Source organism: Mycobacterium sp. NGS29, from assembly GCF_059812965.1.
In genome coordinates this window covers 193,976-211,277 of sequence record NZ_JCALDR010000008.1, presented here as the reverse complement: position 1 = coordinate 211,277, position 17,302 = coordinate 193,976, and the positions used below count along the sequence as shown (strand labels likewise).

The window sequence follows — 17,302 nt, the reverse complement described above, 5'->3', positions numbered from 1 at the left end:
CCTTCGCGCTGCCCTGCAGCCATAACGATAGGGATTAGCCGGACGACGTACCCATGAACCTCAAATTTTCTGGCATCGTCGGATCAGGTCGGGCAAATCGCGCCGCAGCCCGCCGGGACCGGATGCGCGAACGCTCTTCAGCAGACTCGCGGGCTCGGGGTGAATACCACCGGCATCGACTCCAGCCCGGACACGAAGTTCGCCGGACGCAGCGGCAACGCCGATTCATCGGCAAGCCGCAGATCGGGTAGCCGCTCGAGCACCCGCGACGTCATCAGCGACAGCTCCAGGCGGGCCAGCTGATTACCCATGCAGAAATGGGTGCCGAATCCGAATGCCAAGTGGCTGTTCGGGTTTCGTCGGATGTCGAAGTTCTCCGGCTGGTCGAACTGCGACTCGTCAAAGTTCGCCGACTCGAAGAGCAGCATGATCTTCTCGCCCGCCCGCATCGAGGTGCCGTGAAATTCCGTGTCACTGGTCAGCGTCCTGCACATGTTCTTCACCGGCGACGTCCAGCGCAGCATCTCCTCGATCGCCCCCGGCAGCAACGACGGGTCGGCGACCAGCGCCTCCCACTGATCGCGATGCCGTACCAGTTGCTCGGTCCCCCCGCTCAGCGTGTGCCGGGTGGTCTCGTCGCCGCCGATCAGGATCAGCAGTGTCTCCATCACGATCTCGTCGTCCGACATCCGCTGACCTTCGACCTCGGCGTTGATCAGGATGGAGTACAGGTCGTCGGTCGGTTCCGCACGGCGCTTACCGATCAGATCCATCGTGAAAGCGGTGTACGCGGCGAAGGCTTCCATCACCGTCTGGAATTCCGCCGACGTCGGGTCGATGTGCGAGCTGAGCCCGCAGACCAGGTCATCCGACCATTTCAGCAACATCCCGCGGTCCTCGGGCAGTACGCCCAGCATGTCGCCGATCACCGCCATCGGCAGCGGCGCGGCGATGTCCCGGACGAAGTCGCACTCGCCACGCTCGCACACCGCGTCGATCAGGGTGTCGCACAGCTCGCCGATCGATGCTTCTTTGTCCTTCACCCGCTTGCGGGTGAACCCGGCGTTGACCAATTTCCGGCGGATCAGGTGGGCCGGGTCGTCCATGTCGATCATGTAGGGCATGCCGGGCTGATCGGGGCGGATACCGCCGGTGCTGGAGAACAGTTCCGGGTTGCGTTCGGCGTCCAGGATTGCTTGATAGGTGGTGGCTCCGGCCAGTCCGTTGCGATCCCGAAACACCGGCTGATTGGCCCGCATCCAGCGGTAAGCTGCCCGCGCCGCGACGCCGTCGGCATAGAAATTGCCGTCCGCCAGATCGATGTTCAGGATCGTCTCGGGAATGGTTTCACCCACAACGTCAGTCATCTACAGCCTCCAGTTCGCTACGTCGAGCCCATTACAGTAAGCCCCATGAATGTCTCGCAACACACCATCGCCGGAACTGTGCTCACCATGCCGGTGGTGATCCGCAAGGCCGATCAGCATTCCGCGATGTTCTCGGTCCCCGCCGGCGCCGCGCAGCGTCTGATCGACTACAGCGGCCTGCAGGTCTTCGAATACCTGCCGGGCCGGGCGATTCTGGTGCAGCTGCTGGTCCGCTACCTCGACGGCGATCTCGGCAAGTACCACGAGTACGGCACCGCCTTCCTGGTCAACCGGCCGGGAACGCACGCCAAGGGCTTGCGGGCAATGGCCGATGCCGCTACTTTCATCCATCGCCTGCCGGTCGACCAGGAGTTCACCCTCGAGGCCGGGCGCACCATCTGGGGATATCCAAAGATCATGGCGGACTTCACCGTTCGCGAGGGACGCAAGTTCGACTTCGACGTCAGCGCCGACGGTCAGCTGATCGCCGGGATCGAGTTCAGCCCCGGCCTCCCGCATCCGGCCATGAAAGCGCAGCACCTCACGACGTACTCCCACCTGGACGGCGTCACCCGGGAGACCTCGTCGACGATGCAGACCTCGGGGGTGCGCACCCGCCTCGGCGGCGCCCGGATCAGGCTGGGCGAGCACCCCTACGCCAAGGAGTTGGCATCGCTGGGCCTGCCCAAGCGAGCGTTGATGACGCAGTCGGTGACCAACGTGGAGATGTCGTTCGGCGACGCGCACGCCGTCTGAGCCCATCCCCATCGAGTCAATCTAGAACGCGTTCTAGCGGTACCGCAAGGCCGCCGCTCAGATCAACGCGGCGAGGTCCCGTACCTGCTCAACGCTGCGGGCACCCACCACCATCATGGTGACGCCCGCCGCCTCCCAGGCGCCGATCTGCTTACGCACGTAGTCCAGATCGCCGACGATCATCGCGTCGTCGACGAGCTCGTCCGGGATGGCCTTGCCGGCTTCGTCCTTGCGGTCGGACCGGAACAACCTGGTGACCTCCTCGACCACCTCGGCGTATCCCATCCGGCGATAGACGTCGGCGTGGAAGTTGGTGTCCTCGGCACCCATGCCGCCCATGTAGAGGGCCAGGAACGGCTTGATGCCCTCGAACGCCGCAGCCCGGTCTTCGGTGACGACGATCTGCGCGGTCGCACAGATCTCGAAGTCCGCCCGGGAGCGTCGGGCGCCCGGCCGCGCGAACCCCTCGTCGAGCCACTCGTTGTACATGTCGGCCATGCGCGGCGAGTAGAAGATGGGCAGCCAGCCGTCGCAGATCTCGGCGGCCAGCGCCACGTTCTTGGGCCCCTCGGCCCCCAGCATGATCGGGATGTCGGCGCGCAGCGGGTGGGTGATCGGTTTGAGCGGCTTACCCAAACCTGTTGTGCCGGAACCGGACAGCGGCAGCGGATAGTGCGGACCGGTGCTGGTGACCGCCTCCTTGCGGGCCCACACCTGGCGCACGATGTCGATGTATTCGCGGGTGCGGGCCAGCGGCTTGGGGAAGCGCTGCCCGTACCACCCTTCGACGACTTGGGGTCCGGACACGCCCAGGCCCAGAATGTGCCGGCCGCCGGACAGGTGGTCCAGCGTCAGCGCGGCCATCGCACAGGCCGTCGGGGTGCGCGCGGAAAGCTGGACCACCGAGGTGCCCAGCCGCACCCGTTGCGTCGAGGACCCCCACCACGCCAGCGGCGTGTAGGCGTCCGAACCCCATGCCTCGGCGGTGAACACCGCATCGAACCCGGCTTCTTCGGCCACGGCGACGAGCTCTGCGTGGTTCTCCGGCGGTTGAGCGCCCCAGTAGCCGAGTTGCAGTCCGAGCTTCACAGCTTGCCTCCTACGGCCTTGGTAAAGGGCTAGTTGAAACCATTCTTAGAACCTGTTCTACTCGAAGGCGTGACAGCCAGTTCGAGCGGCCCGACCCTGATCGACCACCCTGAGCCGCCTCTCTCCGCACCGTTGACGTTGTCTTTCGACTACACCCGTTCGGTGGGTCCCACGCTCGGTGAGTTCTTCACCGCGCTGCGGGACCGCCGGGTGTTGGGGGTCCGTGGCTCCGACGGCCGGGTTCATGTGCCGCCGGCGGAATACGACCCCGTCACCTACGAACCGCTGCGCGAGATGGTACCCGTGGCCAGCGTCGGCACCGTGGTGTCCTGGACGTGGCAACCCGAGCCGCTCGGTGGGGAGCCGCTGGACCGACCGTTCGCCTGGGCGCTGATCAAGCTCGACGGCGCGGACACCCCGCTGCTGCACGCGATTGATGTCGGAGCCGCGGGTCCTTCGTCCATCAAGACCGGTGACCGGGTGCGCGTGCACTGGGCCGAGCAGACCGTGGGTGCCATCACCGACATCGCCTACTTCGTGCCCGGCGAAGACACCGAGCCCGAAGGCGAGCCGTCCGAACAGGATCCGGTCACCATGATCGTCACGCCCGTCTCGCTGACCATCCAGCACACCGCGTCGCACGAGGAAAGCGCCTACCTGCGGGCCATCGCCGAGGGCAAGCTGCTGGGCGCCAAGACCGGCGAAAACGGAAAGGTCTACTTCCCCCCGCATGGCGCCGACCCGGCCACCGGCCTGCCCACCACCGATTTCGTCGAACTGCCGGACAAGGGCACGGTGACGACGTTCGCGATCATCAACATCCCGTTCCAGGGTCAACGCATCAAACCGCCCTACGTGGCGGCCTACGTGCTGCTCGACGGCGCCGACATCCCGTTCCTGCACCTGGTCGCCGACGTCGACGCGCACGAAGTCCGGATGGGCATGCGGGTGGAGGCGGTGTGGCGTCCTCGCGAAGAGTGGGGCTTCGGCATCGACAACATCGAGTTCTTCCGGCCGACCGGCGAACCGGACGCCGACTACGACACCTACAAACACCACCTGTAAAGGGCTTACTCACACCATGAGCACTCGCAATGTCGCGGTGGTCGGCTTCGCTCACGCGCCGCATGTACGCCGTACCGACGGCACCACCAACGGCGTCGAAATGCTGATGCCGTGCTTCGCCCAGCTCTACGGCGACCTCGGCATCACCAAGTCCGATATCGGATTCTGGTGTTCGGGGTCGTCGGATTACCTTGCTGGACGGGCATTTTCGTTCATCTCCGCGATCGACTCGATCGGCGCGGTGCCGCCGATAAACGAATCCCACGTGGAGATGGACGCCGCCTGGGCGCTGTACGAGGCTTACATCAAGATCCTCACCGGCGAGGTCGACACCGCGCTGGTATACGGGTTCGGCAAGTCGTCGGCCGGCATCCTGCGCCAGATCCTGTCGCGCCAGACCGACCCCTACACCGTGGCGCCGTTGTGGGCGGACTCGGTGTCGATGGCCGGACTGCAGGCGCGCATCGGACTGGACTCCGGCAAGTGGACGCACGAGCAGATGGCGCAGGTCGCCCTCGACTCGTTCGCGCGGTCGGAACGGACCGACTCCGAGCAGCCGGCCGACAGCATCGACGAACTGCTGGCCCGGCCGTTCTTCAACGATCCGTTGCGACGCCACGACATCGCGCCGATCACCGACGGTGCGGCAGCGATCGTGCTCGCGGCCGACGACCGGGCGCGCGAACTACGCGAAAAGCCGGCCTGGATAACGGGAATCGAGCACCGCATCGATACCCCCGCGTTGGGTCTGCGCGACCTGACCATCTCGTCGTCCACCGCGGCTTCGGCGAAGGCGGCCACCGGTGGTGACACCGGCATCGACGTTGCCGAGATCTGCGCGCCGTTCACCCACCAGCACCTGATCCTCGCCGAGGCGATCGGCCTGAGGGAGTCGACGAAGGTCAACCCGTCCGGCGGTGCACTGGCCGCCAACCCGATGTTCGTCGCGGGCCTGGAACGCATCGGTTTTGCCGCACAACACATCTGGGACGGCTCGGCGGGACGGGTGCTGGCACACGCCACCAGCGGCCCTGCGCTGCAACAGAACCTGGTCGCGGTCATGGAAGGGAAGAACTGATGGCTGGCGCAGGAGCGAACCTCGCCGCGGTGCTCGGCACCGGACAGACCAAATACGTGGCGAAGCGCAAAGACGTTTCGATGAACGGGCTGGTGCGCGAAGCCATCGACCGGGCGTTGGCGGACTCCGGGTCCACTTTCGACGACATCGACGCTGTCGTCGTCGGTAAGGCGCCGGACTTCTTCGAGGGCGTCATGATGCCCGAACTGTTCATGGCCGACGCCGTAGGAGCCACCGGCAAGCCGTTGATCCGCGTGCACACTGCAGGTTCGGTAGGCGGATCCACCGGCATCGTCGCGGCCAGCCTGGTGCAATCGGGCAAGTATCGCCGGGTGCTGGCGATGGCCTGGGAGAAGCAGTCGGAGTCGAATGCCATGTGGGCGTTGTCGATTCCGATCCCGTTCATCAAGCCGGTGGGTGCCGGCGCCGGTGGCTATTTCGCCCCGCACGTGCGGTCCTACATCCGCCGCTCCGGTGCCCCGCTCAACATCGGTGCCATCGTCGCCGTGAAGGACCGACTCAACGGCGCCAAGAATCCGTTGGCGCACCTGCACCAACCCGACATCACCGTGGAGAAGGTGATGCAGTCCCCCATGCTGTGGGACCCGATCCGTTTCGACGAGACCTGCCCGTCGTCCGACGGCGCCTGCGCTGTGGTGATCGGTAACGAGGAGATCGCCGATGCCCGGCTGGCAGAGGGGAACCCGGTGGCCTGGATTCACGCCACCGCGCTGCGCACCGAGCCGCTGCAGTTCTCCGGACGCGACCAGGTCAGTCCGCAGGCGAGCCGGGACGCCGCGGCCGCGCTGTGGAAGGCGGCCGGCATCACCAGTCCCATCGACGAGATCGACGCCGCCGAGATCTACGTTCCGTTCTCCTGGTTCGAGCCGATGTGGTTGGAGAGTCTGGGCTTTGCCCCCGAGGGTGAGGGCTGGAAGCTGACCGAAGCCGGCGAGACCGCGATCGGTGGACGGTTGCCGGTCAACCCGTCGGGCGGGGTGTTGTCGTCCAACCCGATCGGCGCGTCGGGCCTGATCCGCTTCGCGGAGTCCGCGATACAGGTGATGGGCAAGGGTGGAGACCATCAGGTGCCGAATGCGCGTAAGGCGTTGGGCCACGCCTACGGCGGGGGTTCGCAGTACTACTCGATGTGGGTGGTCGGATGCGACAAGCCGGAACAGGCCGGCGCATGAAATACACCCTCAGCATCGCGTTCAGCCCGATCGACCAGCTGACCGAACTCGCCAAAACCGCAGAGGAAGTCGGCTTCGACTCGATCGCGCTGCCGGATTCGATCTTCTACTTCGAGAAGCAGTCCGTCGACTATCCCTACACCGCCGACGGCAAGCGGATGTTCGACGAGAACTCCCCCTGGGTCGACCCGCTGATCCTGGCGGGCACCATGGGCGCGGTCACCTCGAAACTGCGGTTCTACACCAACGTGATGAAGTTGGGGTCACGCAACCCGTTGCTGCTGGCCCGCCAGGTCGGCTCGGTGGCCAACCTGACCAACAACCGGTTCGGATTCGGTGTCGGAATCGGCTGGGCGCCCGAAGAATTCGAATGGTGCGGGGTACCGTACGCGCGTCGCGGCAAGCGGGTCGACGAGATGATCGACGTGATCAAGCTGGTACTCGCCGGTGGCATGGTCGAATTCCACGGCGAGTTCTACGATTTCGACCGTCTGCAGATGAGTCCGGCGCCCAGTGAGCCGGTGCCCTTCTACGTCGGCGGGCACACCGACGTGGCACTCAAGCGGGCGGTGCGCGTCGGCGACGGCTGGACCAGCGCGATGATGACGCACGCGCAACTGGACGAAACCATCGGCAAGCTCAAGGCGCTGCTCGCCGAAAACGGCCGTGCGGAAGACCCTTTCGAGTACCAGGCCGTGTGCATGGACAAGTTCGGCGTGGACGGCCACCGCGAGCTCGCCGACATCGGGGTGACCGACTACATCACCATTCCCTGGGTTTTCGACGGCCTGAGCTTCGATGCGCCGCTGGACAAGAAGCAGGATTCGATGAAGCGGTTCGCCGACACCTACATCCACTCGGGTTGGCAGGACGCGTGACTCATCCGGCGCACGAGGCCGGCCGGCGCTCCCGCGAGGCGGTCGGCGCGCGCGACAAGGAGGCCTGGCTGGCGGTATTCGCCGACGACGCGATTGTCGAAGACCCTATCGGGCCATCGCATTTCGACCCTGAGGGCAAGGGGCATCGCGGCAAGGAGGCGATCTCGCGGTTCTGGGATCTGGCCATCGCGCCCACCGACAAGATCGAGTTCTTCTTCCAAGACAGCTATCAATGCGGAAATGAGGAAGCGAACGTCGGGCACATCCTGATCACTGCGGGCGGTTACCAGGTCACCGCCCAGGGCGTGTTCACCTACCGGGCCGACGATCAGGGGCAGCTGCTGGCGCTGCGCGCCTACTGGGAGTTGGACCAGGCGACCGCGTCCGCTCGCCCAGTCTCCAGCTGAGTGTGAATCACACGACACAACACGGCGATTCTGCGTCGCCGACTTCACTTTCGCTGTGGTGAAGTCGAATATGGACCAGCTACGCATCGTGTCAGTTTCCCTCCCTTTCTGTCAGCAAGGGGCTAGAGTCCGTTGGACTTCCATTCGCACGGGTCAGGTGTCGCCGGCAACAAGCGTGCGATGAGCTAACTCTGGGTTCCGTCGGGCGGGATGCGCAGAGCCACGATCAGGGCCGCGTGTAAATCTCGCGACCACAGAGTTTGAGGGAGCCAAATGTCGTTTGTCATTGCAACACCTGACTTGGTGGCGGCTGCGGCTGATAATTTGGCCGGGATCGGGACGGCCGTTCAGACGGCAAACCGGACGGCGTCGGTCGCGACGACGCGGCTGGTGGCTGCCGCCGGTGATGAGGTGTCGGCGGCCATCGCGGCCCTGTTCGCGGCGCACGGCGAGGAATATCAGGCCTTCAGTGCGCAGGCGACGGCGTTCCACGATCAGTTCCTGCAGACCCTCGCGAGCGCCGGCAAGGCGTATGCCACAGCCGAAACCAGCGGCATTGATGCGCTGCTGCTCGAGGTAGTCAATGCGCCGACACAGACATTGCTGGGACGCGCGCTGATCGGCAATGGCGCCGACGCGACCGTCCCGGGTGGCCGGGGCGGCGACGGCGGGCTGTTGTGGGGCAACGGCGGCAATGGGGCCGCTGGCGCGGCTGGTCAAAGCGGCGGAGCAGGTGGCTCGGCGGGTTTGGTCGGCACGGGCGGGGCCGGCGGGGCCGGCGGTGCCGGACAGGCCGGTGCGGCCGGTGCGCCGGGGATGGCCGGCGCCAATGGTGGCGCGGGTGGCGCCGGTGGATTGTTCTTCGGTCAGGGCGGAGCCGGCGGGATCGGTGGCGGAGGCGGCGAAGGTGGGGCGGGCGCGTCGGCTGTCGCGGGTAGCGGTGCGGCCGGTGCTACGGGCGGCGCCGGCGGGGTCGGCGGCCAAGGGGGTGCCGGCGGAGCACGCGGACTGCTGTTCGGCCAGGGCGGTAGCGGCGGTCTGGGCGGTCACGGAGGTCTGGGCGGCAACGGCGGAGACGGCGCCTCGGCTAGCGGCGCCGCGGGCGGTGATGGCGGAGCCGGCGGTGCCGGCGGTGCGGCCGGTGCCGGTGGCGCCGCTGGGGCTGGCGGCGTGGCGGGCGCATCGGGTAACGGTGGGCACGGTGGTGACGGCGGCAATGGAGCTATCGGCGCGAACAACACCGACATACCGACCAAGGGCAACGGCGGTTCGGGCTTTGCCGGGGGGTCGGGCGGGGCTGGCGGCGCGGGCGGGAACAGCGGTGCCGGCGGTATCAACGGCAGCGGCGGGCTCGGCGGCAATGGCGCCGCCGGCGGGCGCGCGGCCGACGGCTCCGCTGGCGCATTGACCGGCGGCGACGGCGGCACCGGCGGTCGCGGCGGCAACGCCGGCGCCGGCGGCGCCGTCGGCACCGGAGGCACCGGAGGTACCACCGGCCCCTCAGGTACCGGTGGTACCGGAGGCCGAGGCGGCGACGGTGGCTCTGTGTTCACCTCCGGTTCGAGCAACGTCGTGGGAGGTAACGGCGGCTCGGGCGGCGCCGCAGGCACCGGCGGGAACGGTGGCAACGGCGGCAACGGCGGCGACGCCCGGACCGACGGGTCGGGCAGCGCCACCGGCGGTAACGGCGCCGCGGGCACCGACGGGGCCACCGGCGGCAACGGCGGCAACGGCGGCAGCGCTGAGACCTCCGGGTCCGGGCAGGTCACTGCCGGTGCCGGCGGGGTGGGCGGTCACGGCAGCGCCGGGCGCGGCGGCAACGGCGGAAACGGCGGCTCCGAATACGTCTACTCCGAATCGAAGCAGCACGCGGTGGGCGCCAACGGTGCGGCGGGCGGCACCGGCACCACCGGCGGCGGCAACGGCGGCAACGGTGGCAACGCCCAGACCAACGGGCCGGGCAGCGCCACCGGCGGTGCCGGCGCCGCGGGCACCGCAGGGGCCACCGGCGGCAACGGCGGCGACGGGGGGAACGCCAGGACCACCGGGTCCGGGCAGGTCTTTGCCGGTGCCGGCGGGGTGGGCGGTGACGGCAACGCCGGGCGCGGCGGCAACGGCGGCAATGGCGGCTCCGAAACCGTCTCCAACACCGGTTCGGCGCAGAACGTGGTGGGCGCCGACGGTGCGGCGGGCGGCAAGGGCACCACCGGCGGCGGCAACGGCGGCAACGGCGGCAACGCCGCGACCGACGGGTCGGGCAGCGCCACTGGCGGTAACGGCGCCGCGGGCACCGCCGGCGCCACCGGCGGCAACGGCGGCAACGGCGGCACCGCCCAGACCTCCGGTTCCGGGCAGGTCAATGCCGGTACCGGGGGCGTGGGCGGGCACGGCAGCGCCGGGCGCGGCGGCAACGGCGGCAACGGCGGCTCCGAATACGCGTTGGCCACCGATTCGAAGCAGAACGTCACGGGTGCCGACGGTGCGGCGGGTGGTACCGGCACCACCGGTGGCGGCAACGGCGGCAGCGGCGGCGATGCCGCGACCAACGGGTCGGGCCGCGCCACCGGCGGCAACGGTGCCGCGGGCACCGCCGGGGCCACCGGCGGTAACGGCGGCAACGGCGGCTCGTCGATCTCGGTGTCCGGGCAGGTCGCTGCCGGTGCGGGCGGGGTGGGCGGTGAGGGCAGCGCCGGGCGCGGCGGCAACGGCGGCAACGGCGGCAGCGTATTACTCGCCGACCCCAGGTCGGCGCAGAACGTGGTGGGCGCCGACGGTGCGGCGGGCGGCAAGGGCACCACCGGCGGCGGCAACGGCGGCAACGGCGGCGATGCCTCGACCTTCGGGTCGGGCAGCGCCACCGGCGGCAACGGCGCCGCGGGCACTAACGGGGCCACCGGCGGCAATGGCGGCAACGGCGGCAACGCCACGACCGATGGGTCCGGGCAGGTCACTGCCGGAGCCGGCGGTGCGGGCGGTCACGGCAGCGCCGGGCGCGGCGGCAACGGCGGCAACGGCGGTTCCGAAACCGTCTACTCCGGGTCGGCGCAGGACGTGGTGGGCGCCAGCGGTGCGGCGGGTGGCACCGGTACCACCGGCGGCGGCAACGGCGGCAGCGGCGGCAACGCCCAGACCTCCGGGTCGGGCAACGCCATCGGCGGCAACGGCGCGGCGGGCACCGGCGGGGCCACCGGCGGCAACGGCGGCAACGGTGGCAACGCCGCGACCGCCGGGTCCGGGCAGGCCACTGCCGGTGGCGGCGGGGTGGGCGGTGAGGGCAGCGCCGGGCGCGGCGGCAACGGCGGCGACGGCGGCGACGCGACCATCATCAATTCAGCGTCCACCGCCACGGCGACCGCCGGCGGTGGAGGAAACGGTGGTGCAGGGAACGGCGGCGCAGGTGGCGATGGGGGTGACGGCGGGAATGCGACCACCGATTCTGTTTTCGGCAACGCCATCGGCGGCAGCGGCGGATCGGCGGGCCGCGGAACACCCCCCGGCTCACCCGGCACCCACGGAACCCCGTAGATCCACCCCGTCAGATGCCGATGACCGACGTCGTAGCAGCGCCCACGCACTTACAGGTGTGTTCGTCGTTGGCCTCGTTGCCGAACCCGAATCACAAGACCGGCTCGACCCCCGCGATGTGCCGCTGCGCGAGGTCCCGGTAGGCCTGCGGATTCACGTTCACCCATAGCTCCGCGCCGGTCCCCTCGATCGGCCCCTTCACCTTGGCGGGCGCACCCACCACCATCATCCCGGCCGGAATCTGCGTGCCCCCGACCACCAGCGCACCCGCCGCCACCATGCACCGCGCGCCGATCACCGCGCCGTCCAGCACCGTGGCGTGGTTGGCGATCAGCGCCTCGGACCCGATGTGGGCGCCGTGGATCACGCACAGATGCGCGACCGTCGCCCCCGGACCGATGTCGACGGGGATGCCGGGCGGGGCGTGCAGCACCGACCCGTCCTGCACGTTGGCGCCCTCCCGGATCACCACCGGGGCATAGTCGCCGCGCAGCACAGCGTTGTACCACACGGACGCGCCGGCCTGCACGGTGACGTCGCCGATCAGCGTCGCGGTAGGTGCCACAAATGCGGTCGGATCGACGCGCGGCGAGCGACCTTCGAAAGAGAACAACGGCATCAATTACATATACCGTAACGCGCATATACCGTGGTTAGCCTCACCGTCGTTGCGCACCTCCGCCCCAAAACTGTAACGTGTTCTAGTTAGCAGCCCCTTTTTTGCGATACAACCGCGGAGGTAACAGGGTGAGTACCGACACAAGCCACGTCGGTGTCCGGGAAATCGACCCCGGCGCCTTGCCGACCAGGTATGCCCGCGGCTGGCACTGCCTGGGCGTCGCGAAAGACTTTCAGGACGGCAAACCGCACTCGGTGCAGGCGTTCGGCACCAAACTAGTGGTGTTCGCCGACTCTCACGGTGACATCAAGGTGCTCGACGGCTACTGCCGGCACATGGGTGGCGACCTGTCCGAGGGCACCATCAAGGGCGACGAGGTCGCCTGCCCGTTCCACGACTGGCGCTGGGGTGGCGACGGCCGCTGCAAGCTGGTGCCGTACGCCAAACGCACCCCCAAGACGGCGCGCACCCGGGCGTGGACCACTGATGTCCGCAGCGGTCTGCTGTTCGTGTGGCACGACCACGAAGGCAACCCGCCGGACCCTGCGGTCCGGATTCCGGAGTTGGCCGAGGCGGCCAGCGACGAGTGGACCGAGTGGCGGTGGAACAGCATCCTCATTGAAGGGTCGAACTGCCGCGACATCATCGACAACGTCACTGACATGGCGCACTTCTTCTACATCCACTTCGGGTTGCCGACGTACTTCAAGAACGTCTTCGAAGGCCACATCGCTTCGCAGTACCTGCACAACGTCGGCCGGCCTGACGTCGACGATCTGGGCACCACTTACGGTGAGGCGCATCTGGATTCGGAGGCTTCGTATTTCGGCCCGTCGTTCATGATCAACTGGCTGCACAACAGTTACGGCGGTTACAAGGCCGAGTCGATCCTCATCAACTGCCACTACCCGGTCACTCAGAACTCGTTCGTGCTGCAGTGGGGCGTGATCGTCGAGAAGCCCAAGGGCATGGACGAGAAGATGACCGACAAGCTGTCCCGGGTCTTCACCGACGGCGTGAGCAAGGGCTTCCTGCAGGACGTGGAGATCTGGAAGCACAAGACGCGCATCGACAACCCCTTGCTGGTCGAGGAAGACGGCGCCGTCTATCAGCTGCGCCGCTGGTATCAGCAGTTCTACGTCGACGTGGCCGACATCCAGCCGGAAATGGTGGAGCGCTTCGAGATCGAGGTCGACACCACCCGCGCCAACGAGTTCTGGAACGCCGAGGTTGCGGACAACCTGAAGGCACGCGACGCCGAGCCGGCCGCCGACGACGTACCTGCGCAGCAACACTGAAGTCGTGGCCGACGACCAGGACGTACCCGACGTCGACCGGCTGGCCCGGTCGATGCTGGCCCTGCACGGCGATCACCATGATCATGACGACGCACCGTCGCACAATGGCCGTAGCGGTTCCGGAACGTGGTCCAAGTCAAGGGATTTCACCAATGACCCGGAGCGCGCCGCCTCGGTGGCCGAAGCCAGCCGCGTCGACCGGGACCGCTACCTGAGCGCAGGGTTACGGCCGGTGGACTGCCGGTTCTGCCACGTCACGGTGACGGTGCGGCGGCTCGGGCCGGGACACACTGCGGTGCAATGGAATACCGAGGCAGCTCAGCGCTGTGCGCACTTTGCCGAGGTGCGCGCCGGGGGCGGCGACACCGCACGCACCAGGGCCTGCCCGCGGCTATCCGGCAGCATCGAGCACGCGGTGGCCGAGGGCATTCTCGAGCACGAAGCGGCCGACTGAGCCTTCATCAGCGCGCCTCGGATCCGGGCACGATACCGGTGTCCGATTCGGAGCGACTTTCTCACCTGACAGCGACTTTCACCGTCGGCACGGATTGTCGCTACTGGTGGGCAAGTCGCTCGCAGCCGGGCACGCTCACAGGCCGGCGAACCGCTCCTTCACCGCTTCGGCGGTCAGCCCGTAATCGGCCAGCGAATACCGGTGTTTCGGCGCCCGATCACCTTGCTGGCTCGCGGCGTGACTGGCTTCCATCGCCTGCCGGGCCTCGTCTGTCAGGGCGATACCGAAGTGCCGGTAGATGTCGGCCACCGTGCCCAGTGGGTCGGCGATCAATTCCTGATAGTCGACGTCGTAGAACTGCGCCGAATCATATTTGGCGCGCGCAGCATTGAACCGTTCCAGCCCGCGCGACCAGGTCTCCATCGAGTCGGCCCCGATCTGGGCCCCGGTATACGTGGTGGACCATCCCTCGGCGGTGTGCTGGGCCAGCGAGCACATCGACGCCATGATCGTCTCGACCGGTCGGTGCGTCTGGATCACCAGCGCGTCAGGATAAGTCGCCATCAGCGCGTCCAGCGCAAACAGATGACTCGGATTCTTCAGCACCCAACGCTTGTCCGTGTCGTTCATGCCGATCAATTGAAGGTTGCGCTTGTGCCGCTGGTACGACGGCGTCCAATCCTGTTCGGACAGCCACTTCGCGTAAGTCGGCAGGTGGGCAAGGGTCTCATAGGACACCGAGTGCAGCGACTGCCGCAGCAACTGCCAGCACTCCTCGAGCTCGTAGGCCGCCATGAAGTGCAGGCCGGTGTAACCGGGGTTCTCCGCATGGTGCTGGTTGAACTGGTCATCAAGCCTGCGGTACAACGGATTCGAGTCCCAGGTGTCGCGCGGCGGGCGGGGCTGCGGGAACTCCGCCAGCCACATGTGCAGACCCTGGTGCGCCGGATCGGCGCCCAGCAGCCGGTGCAGCGCCGTCGTCCCGGTGCGCACCAGTCCGGTCACGAAAATCGGCCGCTCGATCACGACGTCCGCGTATCCCGGATGCTGTTTCCACGCCGATTCGGACAGCAGCCTGGCCACCAGCGCGCCGCGCAGGAAGAACCTGTTCATCTTGCTGCCCAACACCGTCAGGCCGGCTTCGGTCCGATACGAGTCGAGCAACACCGTCAGCGCTTCGCGGTAGTTGTCGTCGTCAGAGCCGAAATCATCCAACCCGGTGAGTTTGGTTGCCGACGCGTGCAATTCGTCGACCGTCGCAATGTCAGTTCGCTCGGCCATTACGTGTGATACTCCCCGCAGTTGACGTCCAGGGTCTGTCCGGTGATGCCACTGGACAGATCGCTGGCCATGAACAGGATCGCCGACGCCACCTCGTCCTCGGTGGGCAACCGTTTGAGGTCGGAGTTGGCCGCGGTGGCCTGATAGATCTGCTCGGCGGTGGTGCCGTACTTGCCCGCCTGGTGATTGAAATAACCCTGCAGGGTGTCGCCCCAGATATAGCCAGGTGCAACGGAATTGACGCGGATACCCTGCTCACCGAGTTCTGTCGCCAGGGACTGCGACATCGACAGCAGGGCCGACTTGGCCATCTTGTACGCCCCGTATTTGGCCTGCGAGTGCCGGATCACCATGGAGTTGACGTTGACCACGGAGCCATGCGACTCCGCGAGCGCCGGAGTGAAGCCCTGAATGAGCCGCAACGCACCCAGCGCACTGAGTTCGATCGCATCCCGGATGTGCTGAAACGTGGTGCCGGCCAGCGGTTTCATCGACGGCACCCGGAACGCGTTGTTGACCAGCACGTCGACCTTGCCGAATGCCTCCAGCGAGGCGTCAACGAGGTTGCTCACCTGTTCGTCGTCGGTGATGTCGGTGCGTACCGCAACCGCTTTGCGGCCGATGTCGACGACCTGCTTGGCGACATCGTCCAACCGGTCGGCACTGCGGGCCGCCAGCACCAGGTCGGCCCCGTCGAGGGCACATCGGCGCGCCAGCGTGGTTCCCAGACCGGGGCCGACCCCGCTGATCACCACTACCTTGCCGTCGAGCAGATCGGTCATCCGAGCATCCTTGCCGCTATTTGTTGCTGCCGCAACGCGATTCGCGCCCGCCAGTCTTCCTCGGAAATCTTGTTGTGGTCGAAGTACGGCAGCGCGGCCGGCACGTTGTCGACGTCCACCAGTTCGACGGCGGGACCGTCGGCGTCGGTGAGCTGCCTGGACACCCGCTGCCAGCGGAACTGCAGGAATCCGCGCCGATGTCCCAGCGTCTCAACCCAATTGGTGACCCCGGGGTTGTGGTCACTGACCACTATGCGCACCTTCCCGTCCGGATCGGCTTGAGCCTGAGTGTTGTTCAATGATGTCTGGTGATTGATGTAGTCCAGCGAGATGTACCACAGGCTGCCCAGCTGGAAGCCCAGGTACGGCGCGTCACTGACCGGCACTGTGATCACCAGCGCCTGATCGGGCCGTAAGTCGAAGTGGCCCACCGACGAGTACTGCGTCGCCAGTCCGCCGGGGGTCAGCCGGGGCGGCACCATGGTGTTGACCGGTATGTCGAGATAGAACCACTGCGGGAACTGCAGCCACGTCTTGACGCGATTCACCAGCTGTTTTCCGGCTGTGGCGTAACGCTTTTCGATCGTTTGACGGGTGAGCGGGGGCGGTGCGGTGCCGGCGGTGTCGAGCCGCTCGATGGTCAGCGTGCCGCGTCGCGCCGACCAGTCGCCATACACTTCACGCATCACCAGCTGGCCGGGACTGGTCGGGCGCACCCGCCACTCGAAGGTGCCGTCCGGCGCGATGTCGAGTTCCCGGTCGTCGAACGCGGCCTGGCTGGCAGGCACGTTGTCGTCGGTGTACTCGCCGCCGAGCAACTGGAAGCTCAGATCGGTAGTGGTACCGCGCACACCCCGGACCACGTAGTCGCGATCGGCATGCACGCGGGTGCCGAAGTACAGGGTGTCGGGATTGTCCAGGGCCATCTTGGTGAACGGCCCGGTGCCCGACTGCAGGAACGGGTGGTCACGCTCGTAGTCGAAGGCCAGATGCAGACAACCGGACACACATCCGGCCAGGTATTGCAGCCCCTCGAGGAGGTCGGCTTCGGTCTCGATGAACGGGGCGGCGGCGACCAACCTCTCGGCTTCGGCGATCGCCTCGGTCAGTTGGTCGGAGACAAGGGGTGCGGACACGGCTCTGACGCTAGAACGTGTTCCTGTTTTGAGTCAACCGCTAACATTTCCGCGCGTCGCAGGCGCGGAGGGCCGACGAATCCTGCTCACCTCACGAGGTGCACTGATTGGCCAGCGTGATCAGCGCCTGCCGCACATCGGGGTGCCGGTTGAGGTAGTCGTTGAGGTCCGTGCCCGACCCGGCCCGGGCCTGTAGTTGGGCTCTGACGTCGGCGTGGCGGTCCAAGTAGCCGTTCACCTGCTCCCCCGCGGTCTGTCCCACGGTGGTGTTGCAGGGATCTGCGTTGGCCACCGGCATCGCGATCAGTGCCGAGGCGCAAGCACCCAGCAGGCCGCCAAGGAGCAGGCGGGAAATCCTCGAAGTCACGATCATC

At 67.2% G+C, this 17,302-nt stretch carries 16 protein-coding genes; 9 read left to right on the top strand and 7 right to left on the bottom strand.

Going from position 1 to position 17,302, the window contains the following annotated elements:
* Positions 1–137: 137 nt before the first annotated feature.
* A complete protein-coding gene (locus AC5Y5Z_RS14045) occupies positions 138–1,367 on the bottom strand; it encodes a cytochrome P450 (protein WP_463828644.1) in 1,230 nt (409 codons plus the stop codon).
* A 45-nt stretch (positions 1,368–1,412) separates the two neighbouring features.
* Here AC5Y5Z_RS14045 and AC5Y5Z_RS14040 point away from each other — a divergent pair, with 45 nt between their 5' ends.
* Positions 1,413–2,123, top strand: coding sequence for an acetoacetate decarboxylase family protein (locus tag AC5Y5Z_RS14040; RefSeq protein WP_499925652.1), 711 nt, complete (start codon positions 1,413–1,415; stop codon positions 2,121–2,123).
* A gap of 57 nt (positions 2,124–2,180) precedes the next feature.
* Here AC5Y5Z_RS14040 and AC5Y5Z_RS14035 read toward each other — a convergent pair whose 3' ends face one another.
* A complete protein-coding gene (locus AC5Y5Z_RS14035) occupies positions 2,181–3,212 on the bottom strand; it encodes an LLM class F420-dependent oxidoreductase (RefSeq protein ID WP_499925650.1) in 1,032 nt (343 codons plus the stop codon).
* Between the two features lie 69 nt (positions 3,213–3,281).
* Between AC5Y5Z_RS14035 and AC5Y5Z_RS14030 the strand changes: the two genes are divergently transcribed.
* The 6 genes from AC5Y5Z_RS14030 to AC5Y5Z_RS14005 all read left to right on the top strand — a co-directional run bounded on the left by AC5Y5Z_RS14030 (position 3,282) and on the right by AC5Y5Z_RS14005 (position 11,358).
* Positions 3,282–4,277 carry a Zn-ribbon domain-containing OB-fold protein gene (locus AC5Y5Z_RS14030; protein WP_463828641.1) on the top strand — a complete coding sequence of 332 codons (996 nt, stop codon included), beginning with the start codon at positions 3,282–3,284 and terminating at the stop codon, positions 4,275–4,277.
* 16 nt (positions 4,278–4,293) lie between these two features.
* Complete coding sequence (locus AC5Y5Z_RS14025; RefSeq protein ID WP_473140334.1) at positions 4,294–5,355, top strand: thiolase family protein; 1,062 nt, start codon at positions 4,294–4,296, stop codon at positions 5,353–5,355.
* Entirely contained in the window at positions 5,355–6,548 is a 1,194-nt protein-coding gene (locus tag AC5Y5Z_RS14020; protein WP_473140335.1) for a thiolase family protein, read from the top strand. Before AC5Y5Z_RS14025 ends, AC5Y5Z_RS14020 begins: the two co-directional genes overlap by 1 nt.
* Positions 6,545–7,426 (top strand): TIGR03619 family F420-dependent LLM class oxidoreductase, encoded by an 882-nt coding sequence (locus AC5Y5Z_RS14015; protein ID WP_463828638.1) that lies wholly within the window; start codon positions 6,545–6,547, stop codon positions 7,424–7,426. Before AC5Y5Z_RS14020 ends, AC5Y5Z_RS14015 begins: the two co-directional genes overlap by 4 nt.
* Entirely contained in the window at positions 7,423–7,833 is a 411-nt protein-coding gene (locus tag AC5Y5Z_RS14010; protein WP_463828637.1) for a nuclear transport factor 2 family protein, read from the top strand. The genes AC5Y5Z_RS14015 and AC5Y5Z_RS14010 overlap by 4 nt, the downstream gene beginning before the upstream one ends.
* Positions 7,834–8,106: 273 nt before the next feature.
* Positions 8,107–11,358, top strand: coding sequence for a PE family protein (locus AC5Y5Z_RS14005; protein ID WP_499925647.1), 3,252 nt, complete (start codon positions 8,107–8,109; stop codon positions 11,356–11,358).
* A gap of 91 nt (positions 11,359–11,449) precedes the next feature.
* Here AC5Y5Z_RS14005 and AC5Y5Z_RS14000 read toward each other — a convergent pair whose 3' ends face one another.
* On the bottom strand, positions 11,450–11,977 hold the full coding sequence (locus tag AC5Y5Z_RS14000) for a gamma carbonic anhydrase family protein (protein ID WP_499925645.1): 528 nt from the start codon (positions 11,975–11,977) through the stop codon (positions 11,450–11,452).
* A 128-nt stretch (positions 11,978–12,105) separates the two neighbouring features.
* Between AC5Y5Z_RS14000 and AC5Y5Z_RS13995 the strand changes: the two genes are divergently transcribed.
* Entirely contained in the window at positions 12,106–13,275 is a 1,170-nt protein-coding gene (locus tag AC5Y5Z_RS13995; RefSeq protein ID WP_463828634.1) for a 3-ketosteroid-9-alpha-monooxygenase, oxygenase component, read from the top strand.
* Between the two features lie 4 nt (positions 13,276–13,279).
* Complete coding sequence (locus tag AC5Y5Z_RS13990; RefSeq protein ID WP_499925642.1) at positions 13,280–13,729, top strand: hypothetical protein; 450 nt, start codon at positions 13,280–13,282, stop codon at positions 13,727–13,729.
* Positions 13,730–13,864: 135 nt separating this feature from the next.
* Here AC5Y5Z_RS13990 and AC5Y5Z_RS13985 read toward each other — a convergent pair whose 3' ends face one another.
* The 4 genes from AC5Y5Z_RS13985 to AC5Y5Z_RS13970 form a co-directional block, all read right to left on the bottom strand.
* Positions 13,865–15,010: a sulfotransferase family protein gene (locus AC5Y5Z_RS13985; protein ID WP_463828632.1), complete on the bottom strand. Its 1,146-nt coding sequence runs from the start codon at positions 15,008–15,010 to the stop codon at positions 13,865–13,867.
* Positions 15,010–15,792, bottom strand: coding sequence for an SDR family oxidoreductase (locus tag AC5Y5Z_RS13980; protein ID WP_463828631.1), 783 nt, complete (start codon positions 15,790–15,792; stop codon positions 15,010–15,012). The genes AC5Y5Z_RS13985 and AC5Y5Z_RS13980 overlap by 1 nt, the downstream gene beginning before the upstream one ends.
* A complete protein-coding gene (locus AC5Y5Z_RS13975; RefSeq protein WP_499925640.1) occupies positions 15,789–16,928 on the bottom strand; it encodes a hypothetical protein in 1,140 nt (379 codons plus the stop codon). Before AC5Y5Z_RS13975 ends, AC5Y5Z_RS13980 begins: the two co-directional genes overlap by 4 nt.
* A 91-nt stretch (positions 16,929–17,019) precedes the next feature.
* Complete coding sequence (locus AC5Y5Z_RS13970; protein ID WP_499925638.1) at positions 17,020–17,301, bottom strand: hypothetical protein; 282 nt, start codon at positions 17,299–17,301, stop codon at positions 17,020–17,022.
* Position 17,302: the final 1 nt, after the last annotated feature.